Origin of the sequence: Bacteroides zoogleoformans (assembly GCF_002998435.1) — a bacterium.
Lineage (GTDB): Bacteria > Bacteroidota > Bacteroidia > Bacteroidales > Bacteroidaceae > Bacteroides > Bacteroides zoogleoformans.
In genome coordinates, this window is the sequence record NZ_CP027231.1 from 3,094,422 (window position 1) to 3,118,337 (window position 23,916).

The window sequence follows — 23,916 nt, forward strand, 5'->3', positions numbered from 1 at the left end:
TGCTAATAATGAAGAAACAATATCAATGAAACGTATCTTAACCGCCTTATATATGATTGTTGTCGTGGCATCGACGGCCGTGGCTCAACCCCGTTTCACCTCTAATACCGAGATGTATAGCTTCGGTCAGATAGAGTGGAAACATCCTGTGACGGTACAATATACGATAACCAATACAGGGGATGTCCCGCTGGTGCTTACAGAGGTAGAGCCTGATTGTGCCTGTTCTGTGGCGCAGTGGACACAGGCACCCATTGCTCCCGGAGAAAAAGGGACGGTCAACGTTACTTTCGATGCCAAGGCTTTGGGGCATTTTCAGAAGTCGGTGGCAATCTATAGCAACGCACAGCCCAATGTAGCTTATCTGCATTTCAGCGGTGAGGTGGTGCGGGAAGTCAAGGATTTCACCAAGAGCCATCCGTACCTCATCGGCCAGATACGCATTGACAGGAATATGCTCGACTTTCCCGACATTCAATATGGCGAGCATCCGGTGCTCCATATCGGTGTGGTCAATCTTTCCGACCGGCCCTATGAACCGGTGTTGATGCACCTGCCTACTTATTTACAGATGAAGGCAGAGCCCGGCGTGCTGCAAAAGGGAGAAAAAGGCACCATCACCCTTACATTGAACTCGGAGAGGCTGACTGACTTCGGATTGACTCAGACCTCTGTTTATCTTTCCCGTTTCTCGGGCGACAAAGTGGGTGATGAGAATGAGATTCCTGTTTCAGTCATTATTCTACCGGATTTCTCGGGAATGACGGAGACTGAAAAAACAAATGCCCCGGCTATGCGACTTTCTACGAAAAATATAGACCTGAGTACGGCATTAGCAAGGAAGTCGAAAGCATGGCAAGACATCACCATTACCAATGCCGGGCATTCTCCTTTGCAAATCAACAAGCTTCAGGTGTTTCATCCTGCGGTAGGGGCCGGTTTGAAGAAAAGCGTACTGCAACCGGGCGAGACTACCCGTCTGCGGGTAACGGTAGAGAAGAAAAATATCGGGAAAAAAAGGCGTCACTTGCGCTTGCTGATGATAACAAACGATCCGGTACAGCCCAAAGTGGAAATCAATATTGAGAGGTAGCGGGCAATCATTCACATTAATACATTGTAGTTATATGGAGCATCCTGAAAATAATGAAGCATACAAAGGCTTGGTGGTCAATGCAGGCATTGAGCAACCGTCGTCTGTCAATCCTTATTTGAAGAACCGTCCGAAACGAAAAAGACGGAAACTGTCCGTGGCGGATTTTGTGGAAGGCATTGTGAAAGGTGATGTTACGATACTCAGCCAGGCGGTGACACTGGTAGAGAGCGTGAAGCCGGAGCATCAGGCTGTGGCGCAGGAAGTGATAGAAAAGTGTTTGCCTTATGCGGGCAACTCCATCCGTATAGGTATCAGTGGCGTGCCGGGGGCAGGTAAAAGTACGTCTATTGATGTATTTGGGGGGCATGTATTGGAAAAGTATGGCGGAAAGCTGGCTGTGTTGGCCATCGACCCCAGCAGCGAACGGAGCAAAGGGAGTATTCTTGGCGACAAGACACGCATGGAGCAACTCTCTGTTCATCCGGATTCCTTTATCCGTCCCAGCCCGTCGGCAGGTTCGTTGGGCGGCGTAGCGCGCAAGACGCGTGAGACGATTGTACTTTGCGAAGCGGCCGGTTTCGATAAGATTTTTGTAGAGACGGTGGGGGTGGGGCAAAGCGAGACGGCTGTACACTCCATGGTCGATTTCTTCCTGCTCATTCAGTTGGCCGGTACGGGTGATGAATTGCAGGGCATCAAGCGCGGCATCATGGAAATGGCCGACGGCATTGTCATCAATAAGGCCGATGGAGATAATCTGGAACGGGCCAAACTGGCTGCCACACAATTTCGCAATGCATTGCATCTCTTTCCTGCCCCGGAGAGTGGCTGGAAGCCTCAAGTACTGACTTATTCAGGCTTTTATAACCTCGGTGTGAAGGAAGTGTGGAACATGGTTTACAAGTACATTGACTTTGTGAAAGACAATGGCTATTTTGAGTATCGCCGCAATGAGCAGAGCAAGTATTGGATGTACGAGACCATCAACGAACAGTTGCGCGACAGCTTCTACCACAATCAGCAGATTCAAACGATGCTGGAAGAGAAAGAAAGGCAGGTGTTGCAAGGAAACCTGACTTCGTTTGTGGCAGCCAAGAATCTGCTGGATACATATTTTGCCGGCTTGAAGAGTTGAAAGACGCAGAAAAGTCAGTGCACGTTTCTCTGTCGTGACATTCATTGATGCACATGAAACAGGAAGCGCGGATTATGCGACTTTGTTTGATTCGCATAATCCGCGCCTTTTTGTATATACGCGGGTATATTATTCGTTAATTATCGCCTTGGCCTGCTTTATTACTGCGGAGGCCGGCGTTGTGCGGAGTGTGCTCTCATCGAAAAGCTTCAACGCTTTTTCTATTCTTTTCAATCCGGCACGATTGTTCGTGCGAGTATATTCCTCTTTCAGAATTCTGATTTTCTCAAAAGCCTGAATACCTGCTATCAGATGTTCAAAGCGAAGCGAGCTTCGTGCTCCCGGATAGATCAGGTAGGTATCACCTGCCGCCCAAGCGGAAAAACGACTGTCTAACAGCGGTTCTATGACCCAGCTGTTATAAGCCCATCGCAGATATCCGTCCAGTCCTTCTTTGGCCGCGTACCAGCCGAGCCATTCACTTTCTGCCGGCGGGCTGAATGTGAAAGTGTTGGGGTAAGGCTCTTCGCAACAAGTGTAGAAAGTGGTGACTTTGCCTTCGGCTTTTCGTCGCACTTTCATTTCTTCCGGATATTTCATGCGCAGAGCCACGCAATAATCATGCAAGTCGTCCGACAGTGTTTCGTGCAGTGCACCGGCCAAAGAGACTTTAAAGTCAGGATCTGCCTTGCGGATTACTTTCAGCGTCTCTTTCATTACCTCCATCGGGCGTTCATCCATGGATATGTGGGTGATTGAAAACCAACCTTTTTCCTTTAGGTGGGCAGAGAATGACTTTAGCATTGCCAACCACATCTCTTCATATGCGGGCTCACCCGGTTTGGTCTGTATCTCCCGCAAACTGTTGGTGGCTTGGTCGAAGTATTGGAAAGACAGTCGCCAAGGTACCATGGAGTAGCAGTTTATTTCTTTCGTGATGCCCAGCCCCATCATGAATTCCACCCAACGGTCGAACACGGTATAGTCGAAACTCCATGTCCCGTCGGCTTTCTTTATCCATGTCACCATTGTCTCAAAGTAATCGTAGGTCTGCCCGTTCCACGGCTTGTGCATAATTGACGTGGTAATCACTTTGCCACCGGCGTCTCTGTAAAGTTCCATGTAGGGGCGCATGTATTCCAGATGCTCGTGGCTCCAGAAGGGGACTTGGTGATAACGGGCAATGGCGAATGGGTTTTGCCAAAGATCCAGATGGAATTTCCAGTCGGAGGGTTGCGGTAATACGCGCTCCTTTACGTTGATTCTCAAATTCAGTGTACCGATTTCCCCGTTGGCTTCTTTTACGGTTACGGTTCCGTGGTATATGCCGGGAGTGGCATCTTGAGGAACTCGGATGGACAGCCAGCCGCCTTGGGTGGTATATGGGTTGATGTCGAGCTCATGGGGCAGGTGGTCTATCGGGTCGGCCACCAATGTGGAGTCGAAAGCCGCGGCATCCGGACGGACGCCACAGCCGCCGTTGCCGTCTTTGTTCAACTCGTCCGTCATGACATAACGTACAAATCCGGATAAGATGCATTCATGTTTTATAAAATCTTTCTTGTTGCTATGGACTAAATCTCCCATGGAAATGGAAAGCCCGGCTAACGGACGGTCTGCCCAGACAACCCATTGAGCGGAGATGCGTTCACCTCTCCATGCCGTAAGTTCCAATCCTTTCTGAAGTCCGGTGATGGGTGCCGGCACTTCTTTCTTATAACGGACATGCGTATCTCCCCAACTAAGGTTTATCCCTTTTACTTTATGCCACACGGCCCGATCGGTCGGGGTGGGGTCGGGCAATTCTTTGTAAGATGATAAGGGGAAAGGAGCTTGCCCGGTAGGCTGTCCCGAAAGGGTGACACCTGATTTGTTTTGGGCAAATCCACTCGTAAAGAATACGATCTCACATAGCAATGCTAATAATATTTTTCTCATACTAAGCATAATTGTGGTGTTGTTTTACATTTTTCATGTTCTCTTCTATTTAAGAATACAAAAGAACGACTATTTTTTGAAAGCAGGAAATATTTTGTATGCAGAACAATATCTTCTAAAGAAATCTCAAAATAATAGAGAGATGGAATTGGAACAGTTAAAACCGCAACAGGCAGTTGCTTTGCATATTCCTTTTTCCGAAGAGACGGATTTTTTTATTCTGGCTACACTTTATTCAAGTTTTTTTACTATCTTTGCTCTTGAACTCATAATATACAAAGCACGATGCAGTCAAGACAACTTAACAGAAGACAGTATTTCTATGAACTTGCAACTACAAGCGAGAAGTATTTCATTCCTTACATCCAACGGTACAAGCAGGTGGAAAAAGGAATGAAAGTGTTGGAAATAGGTTGTGGAGACGGTGGAAACCTCCTACCTTTCTCATGCATGGGTTGCGATGTCGTGGGCGTGGACATGGCAGAGGGACGGATAAAGGGCGCAAGAAAGTTCTTCCAAGAGAATGGAGCAAAAGGGCGTTTCATTGCTTCCGATGTATTCCTGTTGGAGAAACTCAAGCATCAATTCGACTTGATTGTCTGCCATGATGTGATAGAACATATTGACGATAAGGAGGGATTTATGTATAAATGTAAACAATTGTTAAAAATAGGGGGGGGGTGATTTTTATGTCCTTTCCTGCTTGGCAGATGCCATTCGGTGGACATCAGCAGATATGCAGAAGCCGCTTCCTATCGCATCTGCCTTTCTTCCACCTGCTTCCAACCGCATTGTATGAGCGGATATTAAGGGCTTGGAAAGAGGATGAAGGGTGTGTCAGGGAATTGCTGAATATCAAGCGAACCAAATGTCCGATAGAATTATTTGAAAGCACGATGAGAAAAGAAGGTTTTGAAGCCATTGACAGAACATTCTATTTCATCAATCCTCATTATGAGGTGAAATACCACTTGCGTCCCCGAAAATTATGTGCCGTGATTGGAGCAATTCCATATATCCGCAATTTCTTTACAACGTCGTGTTTCTATTTTTTAAGGTCGGCAGGAGAGTAGTCTTTCTTATGTCCAATGCCAACTTCTTTTTTCTTGATTTGGAAGAAACAATGACAAACCTTTCTATTTCAATAATCCGCATATTACTGCCTCATGGCAGGTGGCCGATTTTCTGTGGTTTACATCGTATAGCCTTAATAATCAAGCCCAATTGCGTAAAACTGCCGATTTCATGCAAATATTACAGCAATTTTCTGTATGTTTGCCTTTGACTAAAACGAGAAATCATGGAGGTACAAGCCAATTACATTAAGCGCATCGAGATACACGGATTGTGGCATCGGTATGATATTGCGTGGGAACTGCGTCCCGATGTCAATATTCTGTCAGGTATCAACGGGGTGGGGAAGACAACCATCCTGAACCGTGCGGTCAATTATCTGGAGCAGACGTCGGGGGCTGTGAAAAGTGACGAGAAAAACGGTGTGAGAGTGTTTTTCGATAATCCGGAAGCTACGTTTATCCCCTACGATGTAATTCGCAGTTACGACCGGCCGCTTGTGATGGGCGACTTCACTGCCCGTATGGCCGATGCCAATGTCAGGTCGGAATTGGATTGGCAGCTTTATCTGCTTCAGCGTCGCTATCTGGACTATCAGGTGAATATAGGCAATAAAATGATAGAATTGCTCAGTGGTGATGAGAAACAGCGCGGCATGGCTTCTTTGCTTTCTCTGCCCAAACGTAAGTTTCAGGATATGATTGATGGCCTCTTCAGCTATACCCACAAGAAGATAGATCGCAAGAGCAACGACATCGTGTTCTATCAGGATGATGAACGCCTTTTGCCCTACAAACTTTCTTCCGGCGAGAAGCAGATGCTTGTCATCTTGCTGACCGTCTTGGTGAGCGACGGCAATCATTGCGTTCTTTTCATGGATGAGCCGGAAGCCTCCCTGCACATAGAATGGCAGCAAAAGCTCATCGGCATGATACGCGGCTTGAACCCCAATATCCAAGTTATTCTCTCCACCCATTCTCCTGCCGTCATCATGGAAGGATGGCTGGATGCGGTGACGGAGGTTGAGGATATTTCAACAGCGGTCAATGCTTAACCGCTTAACTGACTCCTAATCTTTTTTTCACATGGCCACTTCTTTACGACATAATCTGACTTCCGCTTATTTGGATGCCGCTCACAAGTTTGCACCCAAGGGCGCGCGCAGGCGCATCGTGGCGTATGTGGAGAGCTATGATGACATCGCCTTTTGGCGAACGCTGCTATCCGAGTTTGAAAACGAGGAATGCTATTTTCAAGTAATGCTTCCTTCTGCCACCTCTCTGACCAAAGGGAAGAAGATGGTGCTGATGAATGCTTTGAACACGGCAGAGCTGGGGCGTAGCCTGATAGCTTGTGTAGATAGCGATTACGATTTTCTGTTGCAAGGTGCCACCCGGGTGTCTCATAATATTAATAAGAATCCCTACATTTTTCAGACCTATGGCTATGCCATCGAGAACTTCCACTGCTTTGCAGACAGTCTTCATGAGGTTTGCGTGCAAGCAACGCTGAACGACCGCCATGTCTTGGACTTCCCCGCTTTCCTGAAACGCTATTCGCAGATAGCCTATCCGTTGTTTTTATGGAACATCTGGTTCTATCGCAAGCACGACCTGCACACCTTTCCTATGTACGAATTCAATGCATGCGTACGTTTGCAGGAGATAAACCTGCGTCATCCTTATCGCAGTTTGGACGAGATGAGGCAGAGAGTGTCGGCCAAGCTTGCCGAGCTGCAATCCCGTTTTCCGCAACACATCGAACCGGTGGAACAACTAAGCAAGGAATTGGAGCGTCTGGGCTTGACGCCCGACAACACCTATCTCTATATTCAGGGGCATCATATCATGGATTCCGTGGTACTGAAAATCCTCGTTCCGGTATGTACGATGTTGCGCCGCGAGCGTGAGCAGGAGATTAAGCGGCTGGCCGAACACAACGAGCAGTTCCGCAACGAGTTGACGGGATATGAGAACTGTCTGGTCAATGTAGCCGTGATGCTGAAGAAAAACTACGCTTACAAAAATTTATATCTCTACCGGTGGTTGAAAGAGGATATCAGGGAGTTTATAGAACACGCCTCCGATGCCGGCAGACGGAGATAGAAGGCTTCTTATGATGAAAATCCGTAAGTTCGGATAAGTCAGCCGCGTTTCCAGAAGTCGGGAGTGAAGAGCAGCAATACGGTGAATAGCTCCAGGCGCCCAAGCAGCATAAGCAGGGCCGATAACCACTTGGCGGCATCGGGCAACGCGTTCCACGAAAAGGCCGGTCCGAAAGCTCCCAGTCCGGGACCCGTATTGCCGATGCTCGATATAGCCACGCCTATCGATTCGGTCAGCGGTATGTCCATGCCCATCAATATCAGTATGCTGGCAAAGGTTATCAGAAAGATCAGAAAGGTGAAAGCAAGTACGGTAGATTGCAGTGTAGGGGCAACCACTTGCTTGTTTACCCTTATCGGCAACACGGCGTTGGGGTGCAGCAACCGCTTGAATTCATTCTTCATCACACGGCTCAGAATGACCATGCGGATGCACTTCATGCCTCCCGAGGTGCTGCCTGCACATGCGCCTATCAGCATCAACAAGGGCATCACTCCCCATGCCAATGCAGGCCATGTCATGTAGTCGTTGGTAGAAAAACCGGTGGAGGTCTGGATGGATATCACTTGGAAAAGCGAGGTGCGGAAAGTCGTTTCTGCATCCAAAGGCGTTTTCAGGTATAGAATCGCGGCGACAGACAGCGTGAAGCCTGCGATGCACCAGAAGTAGAACCGCAGTTCGGCGTCGTAGAGCATTTTCTTGAAATGTCCGGTGATAAACAGTAGTATCAGTGTGAAGTTGATGCCGGAAATAAACATGAATAGCGACAACACATATTCTATATAGGGCGAATTGTAGTAGGCTATACTTGCCGTCCGCGTGGAGAAGCCCCCCGTACCGGTGGCGGCAAAAGCATGGCAGATGCTGTCGAACCAACTCATGCCTCCCACGGCAAGCAGGAGCGTGGCAATCAGGGTCAGGCCCGTATAGAGGCTCCATATCCAGCGTGCGGTGATGCCGATGCGGGGGTGCACCTTGTCGTGGGTGGGGCCGCTGGCTTCGGCAGCGAATACTTGTACGCCGTTGATGCCGAAGATGGGCAATACGGCGATGGTGAACAAGATGATGCCCAGTCCGCCTATCCACTGCGTCATGCTGCGCCAGAACAGCAGTCCGTGGGGCAATGCTTCCACCTTATCCAGAATGGTGGCTCCCGTGCTGCTTACGCCGGACATGGTTTCGAAGAATGCATTCGTGATGTCGGGTATGTATCCGCTCAGATAGAAGGGCAACATGCCGAAGATGGAAAAAATGACCCAAGCCAATGATACAATCAGGTATCCGTCACGGCGTGTCAGTTGACGTTCGGCATTTCTCCCTGCAAGTACCAGTATGATACCTGCACCGGTGGTGATGCAGGCCGTATAGAGGAATGCCCGCAAATCATTTTCGCCGTAAAACAACGATACGCCTGCGCACAGCAACATCATGGCGGTCTCTATCAGTAGCAGATCGCCCAGCACTTTGCATATCATCTTCTTGTGTACCATAACGTTTTTATAGGCGGCATGCCCTTATCGCGGCATGCTTCTTTAGCTGAAGTATTTTTCAATTTTCTTAATCATCATGCTCAGGCAGAATACCACTACATGGTCGCCCGGTTTTATCTCTGTGTTACCCGTCACGACCACACCCTCGCCGTTTCTGATTAGTCCGCCTATGGTGGTTCCTTTCGGCAAGCCGAGGTCTTTCACCGGATGCTTGGTTATTTTTGAACCTTCTTTCACCGTGAACTCCGCCACGTCAGCATTGGCGAAAGTAAGACTTTTTACGTTGCTCACGTCTGCATCCAGCATCATCTGATAGATGTGGCTGGCGGCAATCATTTTCTTGTTGATGACGGTGCCGATGTCCAGACTCTCCGCCATGCCGATGTAGTCGATGTTCTCTACCTCCGCTACGGTCTTGCTCACACCCATGCGTTTAGCTGCAAGGCAGGCAAGGATGTTGGTCTCGGAGTTCCCCGTCAGGGCCACAAAAGCCTCTGTGCTGGCCAAGCCTTCTTCGAGGAGTAAATCCATGTCGCGCCCGTCTCCGTTGATAATCATGGTCTTGTCGTCCAGCAATTCCGTCAGGCGGTTGCAGCGGGACAGGTCGTTTTCCACAATCTTCACCTGCATGTAGTCGGGCACATACTGTGCGGTGCGCACGGCGATTCGGCTGCCTCCCATGACCATCACGTTGCGCACGTCGGCATAATCTTCCTTGCCGGTTATTTTGCGGATGTAAGGAATGTATTTCCGGGTGGTGGTGAAGTAAACGATGTCATACAGCTTGATGGTGTCGTTGCCTCGCGGGATGAGGGTCTCGTTGCCGCGTTTAATGGCTACTATGTGATAGGGTAGTCCCGAGTCTCCCAATTCGTAAAGAGGGATGTCCAGTATCTCAGCTTTTTCGCGCATCTTGGCGCCGATAAGAATGAGGGCTCCTCCGCAAAACTCCCACCATTGGCGTATCCAGCTCATGCGGATGGATGATACGATTTCCTTGGCGGCAAGCATTTCGGGATAAATCAGCGAATCTACTCCGAGCTTCTTGAAGAACTCCTTGTTTTTGGGCAACAGATATTCGTAGTTGTCAATACGCGCCACGGTCTTTTTGGCACCCAGATTGGTTGCCAGCATGCAGGCCGTCATGTTCCGGCTCTCATCCGGAGTGACGGCAATGAACAAGTCGGCCTCACCCGTGCCTACTTCTTTTAATCCTTTTATGGAAGTAGGCGATGTGGCGACGGTCATCAAGTCAAAGTTGGAATTGAGTGTACTCAACCTCTCTTCGTTGTCGTCCATCAGGATGATGTCCTGCTTTTCGCGTGACAGCAGTTTGGCCAAGTGTGTGCCCACTGCGCCTGCACCTGCAATGATTATCTTCACAATTCTATCTCTTAATTAATTCTTTATAGATATCTTCCTCGTCCATTTTGCACAGATGATACAGTTCTTGCACCGTGCCGTGCTCTATGAACGTGTCGGGCACGCCGATTCGTTCTACCTGCGGGGTGTAGCCATGGTCGGCCATGAACTCCAGTACCGCACTGCCCATGCCGCCCGTTCGTATGCCGTCTTCCACGGTGATGATGCGCCGGAATTTGCTTCCCGCCTCGTGCAGTAAGTCTTCGTCTATAGGTTTGAGAAAACGCAGGTCATAGTGTGCAATGGAGAGGTCGGTCTCTCTCTCGGCACGTCCGATTGCACGTGCGGCGACATTGCCTATCGGCCCCAGGCTGATGACGGCAAGCTCTTTTCCTTCCTTCAGCTTGCGCCCTTTGCCTACGGGGATTTCTTCCAGCGGACAGCGCCAGTGGGGCAATACGCCGCGCCCGCGTGGATAGCGGATGACGAACGGCCCCTTGTCCGGCAGTTGCGCCGTGTACATCAATCGTCGCAACTCGTGCTCGTCCATGGGCGAAGAGATGGTCAGGTTGGGGATGGGGCGGAAATAGGCGAGGTCGAAAACCCCGTGGTGTGTAGGTCCGTCTTCGCCTACCAGTCCGGCACGGTCAAGGCAGAGAACTACGGGGAGTCTCGGTAGGGCAATGTCATGAATTACGTTGTCGTAAGCCCGTTGCATGAAAGAGGAGTAGATGTTGCAAAAAGGTTGCAATCCCTCTTTGGCCATTCCGCCGGAGAAAGTGGCGGCATGCCCTTCGGCGATACCCACATCGAAAGCACGATGGGGCATGGCTTCCATCAGCTTGTTCATGGAGCAACCCGTGGGCATGGCGGGAGTGACGCCCACAATCTTCGGGTTTTGTCCGGCCAGTTCTACCAACGTTTCGCCGAACACGTCTTGAAAGCGTGGGGGAAGGTTGGCGTTATCCGTGGTGATACGTTTGCCTGTCTGCGGGTCGAACTTGCCGGGGGCATGCCAAATGCCCGGATTCTTTTCGGCAGGCTCGAATCCTTTTCCTTTCACGGTGTGCAGGTGCAGTATCTTAGGCCCTTTCATCCTTCTGATGTCACGTAGGATGCGCGCGATATTTTTCACGTCGTGCCCGTTCACGGGGCCGAAGTAGCGGATATTCATTCCTTCGAAAATGTTCTGCTGTTGGGCGGCCATGGACTTCAGGCTGTTGGCAAAGCGGATGAGTGCTTTACGGCGCTCATCGTTCAGGATGCCCATCTTGAACAGCAGCCTGGAGGTCTTGAAGCGCAACTGGTTGTATCGGTTGCTGGTTGTCAGGTTGAATAGGTATTGTTTCATCCCTCCCACGCTGTGGTCGATGGCCATATCATTGTCGTTGAGGATGATGAGCAGATTGTTCGGAGTAGCCGACACATTGTTCAGACCTTCAAATGCCAGCCCGCCGCTCATGCTTCCGTCGCCGATGACTGCCACCACATGGCGGTCTTTCTCTCCTTTTTTTTCGGCTGCCACTGCCATGCCGAGGGCCGCCGAGATGGAGTTCGAGGCATGTCCGCAGGTGAAGGTGTCATATTCGCTTTCTTCCGGTGAAGGGAAGGGGCGAATGCCTTTGAACTTCCGGTTGGTGGAGAAAACGTCGCGGCGGCCGGTCAGTATTTTGTGTCCGTAGGCCTGATGCCCCACGTCCCACACGATGCGGTCGTAGGGAGTATTGTAAACGTAGTGCAAGGCAACCGTGAGTTCCACTGTGCCCAAAGAGGCGGCGAAATGTCCCGGATTGCATGAAACTTCCTTGATGATGTCTTGCCGCAACTCATTGCAGACTTCGGGTAGCTGATTGACGCTGAGACGGCGCAAGTCTTCGGGAGAGTCAATGGCGTTGAGCAAGTTGTATGTTGTCTGTTCCTTTTCCATCACTGTTTTGAAAGATTACACTATGCAAAAATAGTAAAAGAAAACAGATGTAGCGGGGTTTTTATGGGAAAAAATCAATCCCCTTGTTCCGGCTCTCCGCTGTTGTAGTTCGGAAGACGGAACAAGGGGATGGTTGCACCCTCGGCTTATGAATTATAAGTGAAGTCGTTAGGGACTGATCAATATACTTTTCCCGCTATCGGATCATTATACCATGTAGGTTCTGCGGTGGCATTCTGGGCCCATGCTCCAAAGCCGGCATACGCTTCTGTGATGACAACCCGTTCTTTCGGCCACTTCCAGTTGCTGCTTGCTATGCAGATGCCGTAAGGCGCATCTCCGGGCTTGAAGTTGGCTGTGAAGCCGGGTATGTGTCGCTCGATGTTTCCTTCAGTGATGTAGAAGTCGCCATGCTCTTTCAATGTGAAATTGCTTTCCACTTCAATCGTTTCCGTCTTCTCGCTTCCGGTTGTCGTAGAGGTATTTACTAACGTACCTGCCGCTACTCCCATAGCTTCGTGCACATCGGCAAAGATAACCTTTTTCTGTCCGTTGTGGTTGAGACCTACTGACAGCTTCTTGGTTGCTCCGGCAGCTTTCAAGGTTACGTCTATCACTCGTTTCCCGTTCTTGTCGTAGGGCACAGATACGTAAAGCACTACGTCGTTGAAGTCATAATCACCCACCTCTTTCATCATATCCTCGAACGCATAAGCGTAGGTTGCCGGAGTGTCATTACCACCGCCGCCATTGTCGGGCTTGTTGTTGTAGCCGGGGTTACAGCCGGAAGACGGAATGCTGATATTGGCATTGTCGGCGCCGGTCAGTTGAGCGTCTCCTTCCATAATAATATAAGGTACACTGCCGGAAAGGCCATTCTCGAAATGGTTGTTGCAAGCCACGTATAGTTTGCCATGATAGCCGATGGTATTCCCTTGTCCGGGTTTGTTTTGGACAGCTTTTCCAATTTTCAATACGGCGAAATCTTGGGCAGTAGCGTAGAATCCACCTAAATTGTAATTGTATGTGGCAGTACCTTTCACATAGAAGAAAGACTTACCTCCCATCACTACACTTGCATTGTCCATATACAAGCTGCCACATTCCGTATAAGCGCCTCCGTCCATATTGAAAGCATTGTTGGTCGTAGTAGATGAAGTACTTATTCTGAATTCTTCTTCAACGTACAATTTGCAAGCGTTCAGCAGGTTGGAACTTGATGCGTTGATCTCCATCGTCTTGGTCTTGAAGTTACCCTGATTCTCCCATTTTTGATTAGTGCTACTTAAATGAGACTTTCCTGATATTGTGACCGTGCTGCTATTGTAGAAAGAACTGGAACCCTGTGTCTCGAACGAAAGAGCAGTCATGGCTCCTTCGTTTACAAGGAGGGAGTTTGTATTGGCTACAGTTACGGCATTTGTGACAGTAAGTGTACCCTTGTTGTAAACGTAGCCGCTTCCTGCTACATCCAATTTTTCGGTTTCTATCGTACCGGCATTATAGATTTTCGAATTAGACGCTTGTAATTGTCCATTTTTAAGGATGAATTTAGCACCTTCTCCAACGCTGATTACAGAACCGGATTGTCCTAATGAATATCCGGAAGAAGTCAAAGTCAATGTAGCTCCGGGAAGTACAAAAAGTTTGGAATTCTGTCCGATATATAGAGAACTTAATGTTACGTTTTCTGTGACGTACATGTTAACATCCTTACCCCAATCGTTGATGGAGCTTACGGATGCCTTGATCTCATAATTCCCACTTGTTCCGATTTGTCCGGTTGTCTGTTGTAAACTCAATTGTTTTACAGCTTCTTTTGTCGGAAATTGAGAAGCATCCGGTGCCGTGAAGTTGACAACTTTAGCCGCGGCTCTTGTTCTAACCGCACCGACGATATTGTTCTTTCCCCCGAAAGAAGCCGTCATTTTGTTGTTTTCAATCCAAACGACCTTAACCGAGCTATACCCCTTGCTGTCTACCTTCATCACATAGACATACGGCAATGCGGCCGGAATATCGAACTCGAAGCTTGCTGTATTTTCATTTTTCACCGTGGTTGTGGCAAGCAGTGCGGCTTTACTGTTTTTGTTGTATGGATTGGCCGTATATACTTTAATGGTGTAAACTTCACCGGCTGTTTCGTTTACTGATACGCTCGCTTTGCAAACCGAACTTGTTTCCCAAGTCTGGTTGGGGTCAATGTCCTTTACGGGAAAAGCTTTCTTTGCCTGTTCCTTAATGGCATCAGGATTGTAAACATCGTTTGATGACTCACATCCTGCAAATGTGAAAATTCCTCCGATGGCTAATATCGGCAGAATGTGGGAAATTTTCATCTTTTTACTTCTCATAATGTTTCTATTGTATAAAATAATGTTGCGTTAAATAACTTTTCCGCTCTTTATGGGCGATCTTTTCGCTGCAAATATACGAAATATATCCGTTATGTGAATCAAATAATCAACTTTATTTTTCACATCATCAACATTCTCCGTATTTCCTCCGTATTTCCTCCGCATCAGCTCCGCATATCCTCCGTATCAGCTCCGTATCAACTCCGTATAACCTCCGCATCTATAGATACGGACTTGGCAAGGACTTGACACGGGGCAGACACGAATCGGGTGACCGTTCGAGGATATTTCACCGTATTAATTTTTTTGTGGAAGAATGGTTCGGTAGGATGAATCTTTTTTTCTAATTTTGTGTGCATGGAAGCGAAAAGTAAACTTGAAACGGCTAATTTTTATACAGCAACCGACATTCCCGATAATCTGCCTCGCCTGACACAGGCCGACCGTTTGGTGTTGCTCGGCTCTTGTTTTGCCACCAACATGGGGACGAGGCTTCAGGATGCCAAATTCCATTGCGAGGTCAATCCTTATGGCGTACTTTATAATCCGCTTTCAATCTCTGCCGCTTTGCGTGAGATGCTAAGCGAGAAAGAATATGTGGAAGAAGACTTGTTTCAAAGTCGTGGACTTTGGCATAGCGCCATGCATCACGGCATGTTCTCGGCGGAAAAAGCGGAAGATGTGCTGGAGGCCATTAACCGACGCTTGAGGAGTGCACGCAGGATGTTGAAGAACGGACTGGACTGCCTGCTCATTACTTTCGGTACCGCCCGGGTGTACGAAGAGAAGAAGACAGGCCGGGTGGTGGGCAATTGTCACAAACTGCCCGAAAGGGAGTTCATCCGCAGGAAACTCTCTGTGGATGAAATTGTGGCGGATTATACCTCCTTATTGTCCGGGATGTGGATGAGCAGCCCGGGCATGAAAGTAGTGTTTACCGTCAGCCCCATACGCCATGTGCGCGATGGTATGCATGCCAACCGCCTAAGTAAGGCGACGTTGCTGTTGGCTGTCGATGCTTTGCAAAATGCTTTTCCGGAGAAGGTCTGTTACTTTCCGGCTTATGAGTTGCTGCTCGACGAATTGCGCGACTATCGTTTCTATGCCGAAGACATGGTACATCCGTCCGAAGTGGCTGTGCGTTATATTTGGGAACGTTTCTCGCGGGCCTGTTTCACCGCAGAAGCATTGCAAATAATGGAAGAATGTGAGAATATACGTAAGTCGTTGTCCCATAAGCCATTCTACCCATCATCCGATGAGTATAAGCGTTTTTTAGGACAAATCGTGTTAAAAATAGACCAACTTAACGGAAAATATCCGTACTTAGATTTTCAAAAAGAGAGGGAGATATGTCATACTCGATTGAAAGCATAACCGAAAGCATCGGTGCGCGGCGTGTGGGGAATGCGCCGGCCGCCATAGACTGGCTGCTTACCGACAGCCGTTCCTTGAATTTCCCCGAAGAAACACTATTCTTTGCGCTGACTACGAAACGGAACGACGGCGCCCGTTATGTCGCGGACTTGTATGCCCGTGGGGTGCGTAATTTCGTCATCGGAGAAAGCAGCTTTGAACAAATAGGAGAAGACCGGCCGGCAGATGCCAACTTCTTGGTGGTCTCCAACCCATTGAAAGCATTGCAAAAGCTGGCGGAACGACACCGGAGCCGCTTCCGCATTCCCGTCGTCGGCATCACCGGAAGTAACGGCAAGACCATTGTAAAAGAATGGCTGCATCAGTTGCTCAGTCCCGAACGCGCCATTGTGCGCTCGCCCCGCAGCTACAATTCCCAGATAGGGGTACCCTTGTCCGTATGGCAGATGAACGAGCAGTCGGAGCTTGCCATCTTCGAGGCCGGCATATCCGAACCGGGAGAAATGCGCACGTTGCAAAACATCATCAGACCCACCATCGGCATCCTGACCAATATAGGAGGCGCTCATCAAGAGAACTTTTTCTCTTTGCAGGAGAAGTGTATGGAGAAACTACAGCTTTTCAAAGATTGCGATGTGGTGATTTATAATGGGGATGACGAGTTCATCAGCAACTGTGTGGCCAGGTCCATGCTGTCTGCGCGTGAGATTGCATGGAGCCGGAAAGACATGGAGCGCCCCCTCTATATAAGCATGGTGGAAAAGCGGGAAAACTGCACCGTCATCTCTTACCGCTATCTGGACATGGACAATACGTTTACATTGCCGTTTATCGATGATGCCGCCATTGAGAATTCGCTGAACTGCCTGGCGGCCTGTCTTTATCTGATGCTTCCCGCCGAACTGATAACGGAGCGTATGGCGAAATTGGAGCCCGTGGCCATGCGTCTGGAGGTGAAGGAGGGGAAGAACAACTGCCTGCTGATTAACGATAGCTACAATTCAGACCTCGGCTCGCTGGACATTGCCCTCGATTTCCTTTACCGCCGCTCGCTTTCCAAAGGCTTGAAACGAACGTTGATTCTTTCTGATATCCTGGAGACCGGGCAGAACGCCTCCACCCTTTACCGGCAGGTGGCGCAGCTGGTCGGCAGCCGGGGCATCGAACGCATCATCGGCGTGGGCAGCGAGATATCTTCGTGTGCCGCTCGTTTTAGCATGGAGAAAGCCTTTTATCCCGACACGGCCACGCTGATGAGTGTGATTGCGCAGGGCGAACTGCCTCTTGAGAATGAGATAATCTTGATAAAGGGCGCGCGCAAGTTCGGCTTTGACGCCTTGACGGAAATGCTCGAGAAGAAAGTGCACGAGACGATACTGGAGGTCAATCTTGGTGCCATGATAGCCAATCTGAACCATTACCGCGGCAAGCTGAAGCCCGAAACCAAAATGGTGTGTATGGTGAAAGCTTCGGCCTATGGCGCCGGGTCTTACGAAATAGCCAAGACGTTGCAAGAGCATCGTGTGGATTACCTTGCCGTGGCGGTGGCCGATGAAGGTTCGGAACTGCGTAAGGCAGGCATCACGGCCAACATCATCATCATGAATCCGGAAATGACCGCTTTCAAGACCATGTTCGACCATAAGCTGGAGCCCGAGGTGTATAGCTTCCATCTGCTGGACGCATTGATAAAGGAGGCGGAGAAAGAAGGCATAACCCATTTCCCGGTTCACATCAAGCTGGACACGGGGATGCACCGGTTGGGCTTCGCTCCGTCGGATATCCCCCGGCTGATTGAAAGACTGAAAGGGCAGAACGCCGTCATTGCCCGTTCCGTTTTCTCCCATCTTGTAGGGAGCGACTCGCCGCAGTTCGACGCCTTCACGCGCCGGCAGATCGAGACCTTCGAGTCGGCTTCGGCCTGCCTGCAGGAAGCCTTCCCGCATAAGATACTCCGGCACATCTGCAATTCGGCCGGCATCGAACGCTTCCCCGGAGCGCAGTTCGACATGGTGCGTCTGGGCATCGGCCTCTATGGCATCAGCCCCATCGATAACTCCATCCTGAACAATGTCAGCACGCTCAAGACTACCATCCTGCAGATACGCGAGGTGGCCCGGGAAGACACCGTGGGCTATAGCCGGAAAGGGCGCCTGACGCGTCCGTCGCGCATCGCTGCCATCCCCATCGGTTACGCCGACGGCCTGAACCGCCATTTGGGCAACGGCAATGCCTATTGCCTGGTGAACGGCAAGCGGGCGGCGTATGTGGGCAATATCTGCATGGATGTCTGCATGATTGACGTGACCGACATCGACTGTAAGGAGGGCGACAGCGTGGAAGTCTTCGGCGACCGCCTGCCGATAACGGTCCTCTCGGACGTGCTCGGCACCATTCCTTATGAAGTGCTGACCGGTGTTTCCACACGGGTGAAGAGAGTCTATTACCAAGATTAAGAAACCGTTTCGAAGGAACATCGGGAGGACGTTTGTTGCCGAAAACCATATTAAATTTTATCTTTGCATCAAATTAAAATCAATACAGTTATGACGAACTTTCTTTTATTGGGCCTTCTGCCCAGCGGCTCCGAGTGGATTATCATCGCGTTGGTCATTCTGCTGCTCTTTGGCGGCAAAAAGATTCCGGAACTGATGCGCGGCCTGGGCAAAGGAGTGAAAAGCTTCAAGGACGGTGTGAACGAGGCGAAAGAGGAAATCAATAAGGCCAAGGAAGATTTGGACAAACCGGCGGAGGAGAAAAAGTAATCTGTACATCTACATGGCGGAAAAAGAACTGACGTTTTGGGATCATCTGGACGAGCTGCGCCGTGTGCTGTTCCGTGTGCTCGGCGTATGGTTCGTATTGGCGGTGGTTTACTTCATTTTCATGCCCTATCTGTTCGATAAGGTGATACTGGCCCCTTGCCACAGCGATTTTGTCTTCTACGACTTGTTGCGCCGTATAGGGGGAGCGTTGAACTTGCGGGATGAATTCTTCACGCAGGAGTTTCACGTGAAGCTCATCAACATCAATCTTGCCGCACCGTTCTTTGTGCACATGTCTACCGCCTTCTGGATGTCGGTGGTGACGGCCGCTCCTTATCTTTTCTATGAAATATGGCGCTTTGTCAGCCCCGCCCTTTATCCCAACGAGCGCAGGGGGGTGAAAAAGGCGTTGTTCATCGGCACGGTGATGTTCTTTGTCGGTGTGCTGCTGGGCTATTTCATGGTCTATCCGCTGACTTTGCGTTTCCTCTCCACCTATCAGTTGAGCGCGGCCATCGAGAATCAGATATCCTTAAATTCGTATATCGATAACTTCATGATGCTGGTGCTTTGCATGGGGCTGGCGTTTGAATTGCCGTTGCTGACGTGGCTGCTTTCTCTGCTGGGGTTGGTGCACAAGACGTTTTTGCGGAAATACCGCCGGCATGCCGTTGTCATCATTGTGATTGCGGCGGCCGTCATCACTCCCACGGGCGATCCCTTCACCTTGTCCGTGGTGGCCATCCCGCTCTACCTGCTCTATGAACTGAGTATCCTGATGATAAAAGACAAAAAAGAACCTTGCGCTCATGAAGAATGAGGTAAGAGAGCATTATGAACTGCTGCTGGCCGTGTGTAGGGAAGAAACGCTTCCTCTGCATCTCTGCTATCGGCGCATGCGGGAGTTGCTGGAGCATTTGTGTCGCACGCAGATGGAAGATGGCAGCCTCCAGATGACCGACCTTTCGGCCCGCATCAACTTCGTGGCATCGAAAGCGGGGCTTACCGTCGCGGAGCAGAACCGCCTCCATACGTTCCGGTTGACTTCGAATGCGGTGATGAATCGCCGGCTTGTCCCTCAACGGGAATCATTGCTGCGCGATGCCAAAACATTGGCTTTCTTCATCAAACGGCTGACGGGCGAAGACATCCCCGCCGGACTGTATCGTCTGTTGCCTCGGGCAGATGCGACCTATCGTGTGGAGCCCCCGGCCAAGCAACGGGTGAAGCGTATGCGCGTCTGTTTTCAGTATTCGGACGAGGCTTATCTGTATGTATTGCCGGCAGACAGTGTGACGGATGAGCCGCTGCGCGTTCGCCGCAACCTGCCCGGAATCAACGAAGAGTTTGCCGAAACCTGCCGGCTTTTGTGGAGGCATGCGCAGCTCAACCTGCTGGATGTGGCAGTGGACGAGAACGGCATACTGACCCCTTCGTTTATCATATTGGAGCCCGATTATCTGATAGACATCAGTTCCCTGGCCGAATGCTTCAGGGAGTATGGCCATCATCCCGCCAACTATCTGCTGGCGCGCCTGCAATCGCCGGATAACGCCCGTCCGCTCCTGCTGGGTAACATTGCCAACCTTTTTCTGGACGAATGGATTCATGCCAAAGAGACGCCCGACTATCAGGCATGTATGAAGAAAGCCTTCCGCACCTATCCCATCGAACTGGCTGCCTGTGCCGACTTGAACGACAAGGAAAAAGAAGCCGAATTCTTTGCCGACTGCAAGCGGCATTTTGAGAATATCCGCCGAACCGTGACGGAAACCTTCCGCGCGCCGGGCTATGAGTTGGACCGGACGGATGCGGTGCTGGAACCTTCGTATATCTGCGAGGCGCTGGGCTTGCAGGGACGGCTGGACTACATGCAGCGCGACATGTCGTCTTTTATAGAAATGAAATCGGGCAAGGCGGACGAATATGCCATCCGCGGCAAGATAGAACCCAAAGAGAACAACAGAGTGCAGATGTTGCTTTATCAAGCCGTGCTGGAATATGCCATGGGGATGAATCACAGGCAGGTGAAAGCCTATCTGTTCTATACCCGCTATCCGTTGCTCTATCCGGCACGCCCGTCGTGGGCCATGCTGCGGCGCGTGATGGATGTGCGCAACCGGATTGTGGCCGCCGAATACGCCATTCAGTTGCATAACAGCCCGCACTACACGGCCGAACGCTTGAAGGATATCAATCCCGACACCTTGAACGAGCGCCGTCTGGACAATGCGCTCTGGAAACGTTTCCTCTCTCCCTCCATCGATGCCGTGGCACGGCAAATCCGTTCGCTTTCCCCTTTGGAACAAAGCTATTTCTATGCCCTCTATAATTTCATCACCAAAGAACTCTATACGTCCAAGTCGGGCGATATCGACTATGAAGGACGTACGGGCGCTGCCTCGCTTTGGCTTTCCACGCTGGCAGAGAAAAGCGAAGCCGGAGAGATTCTGTTTGATTTGCTGATTCGGGAAAACCATGCGGCAGCTCCTCACAAGCCTTATTTGTCACTGTCACTGCCGTCCGTCACTCCCGCATATTCTCCGGCGGCAAGTCCCGGCGTTGGCGGAGATGACGGCCTCATGCCGGCCGTCGCTCCCGCGTCTTCTCCGGCGGCAAGGCTTGGCGTTGGCAGAGATGACAGCCTCATGCCGTCCGTCACTCCCGAGCCTTCTTCGGCGGCAAGTCCCGGCGTTGGCGGAGATGACGGCCCCATGCTGGCCGTCACTCCCGCGTCTTCTCCGGCGGCAAGTCCCGGCGTTGGCGGAAATGACGGCCCCATGCCGGCCGTCACTCCCGAGCCTTCTCCGGAGGCGACGAGCGGGACAGAGCGGGACGGATTTTCTGTACTGTCGGCACCGGTGCTTCCCAATTTCAGGCAAGGCGACGCGGTGGTGCTTTACGAACGGAATGCGGATACCGACAACGTGGCCAATAAGATGGTGTTTAAAGGTAATATAGAGTATATTGCCGATGATGAAGTGCGCATCCGTCTTCGGGTCACCCAGCAGAATGCGGGCGTGCTGCCTGCCGACAGCCGCTACGCCATCGAGCACGACCACATGGACACCTCGTCGCGGAGCATGTATCTGGGACTTTCCTCCTTCCTTTCCGCGACGCGGAGAAGGCGCGACCTGCTGCTGGGGCAGCGTACGCCGGAATTCGACTCCTCTTTTAGCGCGGAAATTGCGGCGGCGCCGGATGATTTTTCACGGATTATATTGAAAGCCCGTGCCGCCCGCGATTATTTTCTGCTGGTGGGACCTCCGGGCACCGGGAAAACCTCTCGTGCGCTGCGTGGCATGGTAGAGGCCTTTTACAAAGAGGGCAAGCAGATTTTGTTGCTTTCGTACACCAACCGTGCCGTCGATGAAATAAGCAAGGCCTTGTCTGCCATCGTGCCGGCGATAGACTTTATCCGCATCGGCAGCGAATTCTCTTGCGCCGAGGCGTTCCGCCCCCATCTGATGGAGAATGTGCTCGAAACCTGCGTCACCCGTCGGCAAGTGCGGGAACGCATTGCCGGCTGTCACGTCTTTGTGGGCACGGTTGCCACACTCTCTGTCAAGACCGACCTTTTTCGGTTGAAAACGTTCGATGTGGCCATCGTGGACGAGGCGACCCAAATCTTGGAACCGCAACTTCTGGGACTGTTGTGTGCCCGTACTCCTGCCGGCGAGGATGCCATAGGCAAGTTCATCATGATAGGCGACCATAAACAGCTGCCGGCCGTGGTGTTGCAGCCGTCCGTGCAGTCGGAAGTGCGCGATGAGGCCTTACGGGCCATCGGCTTGTACAACCTGAAAGATTCTCTTTTCGAACGCCTTTATCGCAACCTGCTCCAATCTTCCGATGCCGCCCCGCTTTCTCCGGGAGTCGGTTCCCCGTCTCTTGCCCGTTCTTCGGGCGGTGCTCCTCATTTCGACATGTTGTGCCGTCAGGGGCGCATGAACGTGGAGGTGGCGGCCTTTCCCAACCGCGCCTTCTACGGCGGTTTGTTGCAACCCGTCGGTTTGCCCCATCAGCAAGGCAAGCTTGCTCTTTCGCCCGAACTGTGCGGCAACGAGTTTGCCCCGTTGCTCACCCGCCGTGTGGCCTTCTTGCCTTCCGAGGCGGAGTCGTCGGGGCAGTCTGCCAAAGTCAATCATTCGGAGGCGCGGATTGTGGCCCGTCTGGCGGCAGCCGTCCATCGTCAATATGCCTCCTCCTCGGGCTTCGACGCCTCCGCCACTCTGGGCGTCATCACCCCTTATCGCAGTCAGATAGCCCTGATAAAGAAAGAACTGGCCGCCATGGGCATCCCTTCTCTGAATGACATCCTTGTAGATACGGTAGAACGCTTTCAGGGCAGCGAACGGGATGTGATTATCTACTCTTTCTGCGTGAATCGCGCTTACCAGCTGAGATTTCTGGCCAATATGACGGAAGAGAACGGCGTCCCGATTGACCGGAAACTGAATGTGGCCCTTACCCGTGCCCGCAAGCAGATGTTCATCACGGGTGTGGTGCCGCTGCTGAAGCTGAACCCCGTCTATGCCAAGCTGCTGGAGGCAGTGGGGTATGAATAAGTCCGGGAGGATAGGGGAGGGGCTTTGCCCCATGCCTGTGTAAAGTCTGCGTCGCTTGGGAGAAAACCTGGCGACTCCCGTGCAAAAAACCGGTGTCTCCCGTGCAAAAACTTGGTGCCTCTCGGGCATAAACTTGGTGACTTCCGTACAAAAACTTGGTGACTTCCGTGCAAAAACTTGGTGACACCCGTGCAAAAGCTTGGCGACTCCCGTGCAAAAACTTGGTGCCTCTCGTGCAAAAACTTGGTGCCTCTCGTGCAAAAACTTGGTGACTTCCGTGCAAAAACTTGGCGACTCCCGTGCAAAAACTATCGGCAGATTAGGGGAAGACCTTTGTTTGCACACTGCGTTTATATATCCGCACACTGCGTTTGTATATCCGCGCATTGCGTTTATGCGTTCGCGCACTGCGTTTAGAGATTTCTCCCCGGCGACGACAAACTTTTCACCAAGGCGAAGATAAACTTTTCTCCCGTTAGACGATAAACTTTTCACCGGGGCGACGACAAGAATTGAGGCCGTAGAACGGAACTTTTAATATATATTATGCTTATTTGTTTTCTTTATAGAGCTTCCCGGCAGTATCGTATGCGGTGAAACGCTATCTTTGCGACACGTTTTTTCATAGAGATTTAGATTTAAGGTTAGAAAAATTGTGGAAGTCGTGAGACTTCCCTTTTTTTTATCTGACGGTAAAGCCCCCTGTAAAACAATCGTAATGC

Annotated in this window: 15 protein-coding genes and 1 pseudogene; 11 read left to right on the forward strand and 5 right to left on the reverse strand. The window is 50.8% G+C overall.

Annotation, left to right across the window (positions count from 1 at the left end):
- Positions 1-25 precede the first annotated feature (25 nt).
- Together C4H11_RS12945 and meaB are read left to right on the forward strand one after the other, a co-directional pair.
- Entirely contained in the window at positions 26-1,093 is a 1,068-nt protein-coding gene (locus C4H11_RS12945; protein ID WP_106042610.1) for a DUF1573 domain-containing protein, read from the forward strand.
- A 34-nt stretch (positions 1,094-1,127) separates the two neighbouring features.
- Entirely contained in the window at positions 1,128-2,231 is a 1,104-nt protein-coding gene (meaB, locus tag C4H11_RS12950; protein WP_106042612.1) for a methylmalonyl Co-A mutase-associated GTPase MeaB, read from the forward strand.
- Positions 2,232-2,360: 129 nt separating this feature from the next.
- Here the strand turns inward: meaB and C4H11_RS12955 are convergent, their stop codons facing one another.
- The gene (locus tag C4H11_RS12955) at positions 2,361-4,169 is read right to left on the reverse strand and encodes a DUF4091 domain-containing protein (RefSeq protein WP_164996547.1); all 1,809 of its coding nucleotides are present in this window, start codon (positions 4,167-4,169) and stop codon (positions 2,361-2,363) included.
- A 76-nt stretch (positions 4,170-4,245) separates the two neighbouring features.
- Between C4H11_RS12955 and C4H11_RS14265 the strand changes: the two genes are divergently transcribed.
- The 4 genes and pseudogenes from C4H11_RS14265 (at position 4,246) to C4H11_RS12970 (ending at position 7,348) form a co-directional block, all read left to right on the forward strand.
- Entirely contained in the window at positions 4,246-4,566 is a 321-nt protein-coding gene (locus C4H11_RS14265) for a hypothetical protein (protein ID WP_164996494.1), read from the forward strand.
- A pseudogene (locus C4H11_RS12960) lies at positions 4,455-5,242 on the forward strand (class I SAM-dependent methyltransferase). The gene C4H11_RS14265 and the pseudogene C4H11_RS12960 overlap by 112 nt, the downstream one beginning before the upstream one ends.
- Before the next feature lie 227 nt (positions 5,243-5,469).
- On the forward strand, positions 5,470-6,297 hold the full coding sequence (locus C4H11_RS12965) for an AAA family ATPase (RefSeq protein ID WP_106042617.1): 828 nt from the start codon (positions 5,470-5,472) through the stop codon (positions 6,295-6,297).
- Positions 6,298-6,328: 31 nt separating this feature from the next.
- Positions 6,329-7,348: a DUF4435 domain-containing protein gene (locus C4H11_RS12970; protein ID WP_106042619.1), complete on the forward strand. Its 1,020-nt coding sequence runs from the start codon at positions 6,329-6,331 to the stop codon at positions 7,346-7,348.
- A gap of 38 nt (positions 7,349-7,386) precedes the next feature.
- On the opposite strand, the gene C4H11_RS12975 is transcribed toward C4H11_RS12970, so the two are convergent.
- The 4 genes from C4H11_RS12975 to C4H11_RS12990 all read right to left on the reverse strand — a co-directional run bounded on the left by C4H11_RS12975 (position 7,387) and on the right by C4H11_RS12990 (position 14,481).
- The gene (locus tag C4H11_RS12975; protein WP_106042621.1) at positions 7,387-8,838 is read right to left on the reverse strand and encodes a TrkH family potassium uptake protein; all 1,452 of its coding nucleotides are present in this window, start codon (positions 8,836-8,838) and stop codon (positions 7,387-7,389) included.
- 42 nt (positions 8,839-8,880) lie between these two features.
- Positions 8,881-10,221 (reverse strand): Trk system potassium transporter TrkA, encoded by a 1,341-nt coding sequence (trkA, locus tag C4H11_RS12980; RefSeq protein ID WP_106042623.1) that lies wholly within the window; start codon positions 10,219-10,221, stop codon positions 8,881-8,883.
- Between the two features lie 4 nt (positions 10,222-10,225).
- Positions 10,226-12,127, reverse strand: coding sequence for a 1-deoxy-D-xylulose-5-phosphate synthase (gene dxs, locus C4H11_RS12985; RefSeq protein WP_106042625.1), 1,902 nt, complete (start codon positions 12,125-12,127; stop codon positions 10,226-10,228).
- A 179-nt stretch (positions 12,128-12,306) separates the two neighbouring features.
- Positions 12,307-14,481, reverse strand: coding sequence for a DUF4842 domain-containing protein (locus C4H11_RS12990; protein ID WP_106042627.1), 2,175 nt, complete (start codon positions 14,479-14,481; stop codon positions 12,307-12,309).
- Between the two features lie 360 nt (positions 14,482-14,841).
- Between C4H11_RS12990 and C4H11_RS12995 the strand changes: the two genes are divergently transcribed.
- The 5 genes from C4H11_RS12995 to C4H11_RS14560 all read left to right on the forward strand — a co-directional run bounded on the left by C4H11_RS12995 (position 14,842) and on the right by C4H11_RS14560 (position 23,194).
- Positions 14,842-15,861 carry a GSCFA domain-containing protein gene (locus C4H11_RS12995; protein WP_106043439.1) on the forward strand — a complete coding sequence of 340 codons (1,020 nt, stop codon included), beginning with the start codon at positions 14,842-14,844 and terminating at the stop codon, positions 15,859-15,861.
- A complete protein-coding gene (locus C4H11_RS13000) occupies positions 15,837-18,317 on the forward strand; it encodes a bifunctional UDP-N-acetylmuramoyl-tripeptide:D-alanyl-D-alanine ligase/alanine racemase (RefSeq protein ID WP_106042629.1) in 2,481 nt (826 codons plus the stop codon). The genes C4H11_RS12995 and C4H11_RS13000 overlap by 25 nt, the downstream gene beginning before the upstream one ends.
- Positions 18,318-18,407: 90 nt before the next feature.
- Positions 18,408-18,626: a Sec-independent protein translocase subunit TatA/TatB gene (locus C4H11_RS13005; RefSeq protein ID WP_106042631.1), complete on the forward strand. Its 219-nt coding sequence runs from the start codon at positions 18,408-18,410 to the stop codon at positions 18,624-18,626.
- 13 nt (positions 18,627-18,639) lie between these two features.
- On the forward strand, positions 18,640-19,446 hold the full coding sequence (tatC, locus tag C4H11_RS13010) for a twin-arginine translocase subunit TatC (protein WP_106042633.1): 807 nt from the start codon (positions 18,640-18,642) through the stop codon (positions 19,444-19,446).
- The gene (locus C4H11_RS14560; protein ID WP_234819837.1) at positions 19,436-23,194 is read left to right on the forward strand and encodes a DEAD/DEAH box helicase; all 3,759 of its coding nucleotides are present in this window, start codon (positions 19,436-19,438) and stop codon (positions 23,192-23,194) included. The genes tatC and C4H11_RS14560 overlap by 11 nt, the downstream gene beginning before the upstream one ends.
- Positions 23,195-23,916: the final 722 nt, after the last annotated feature.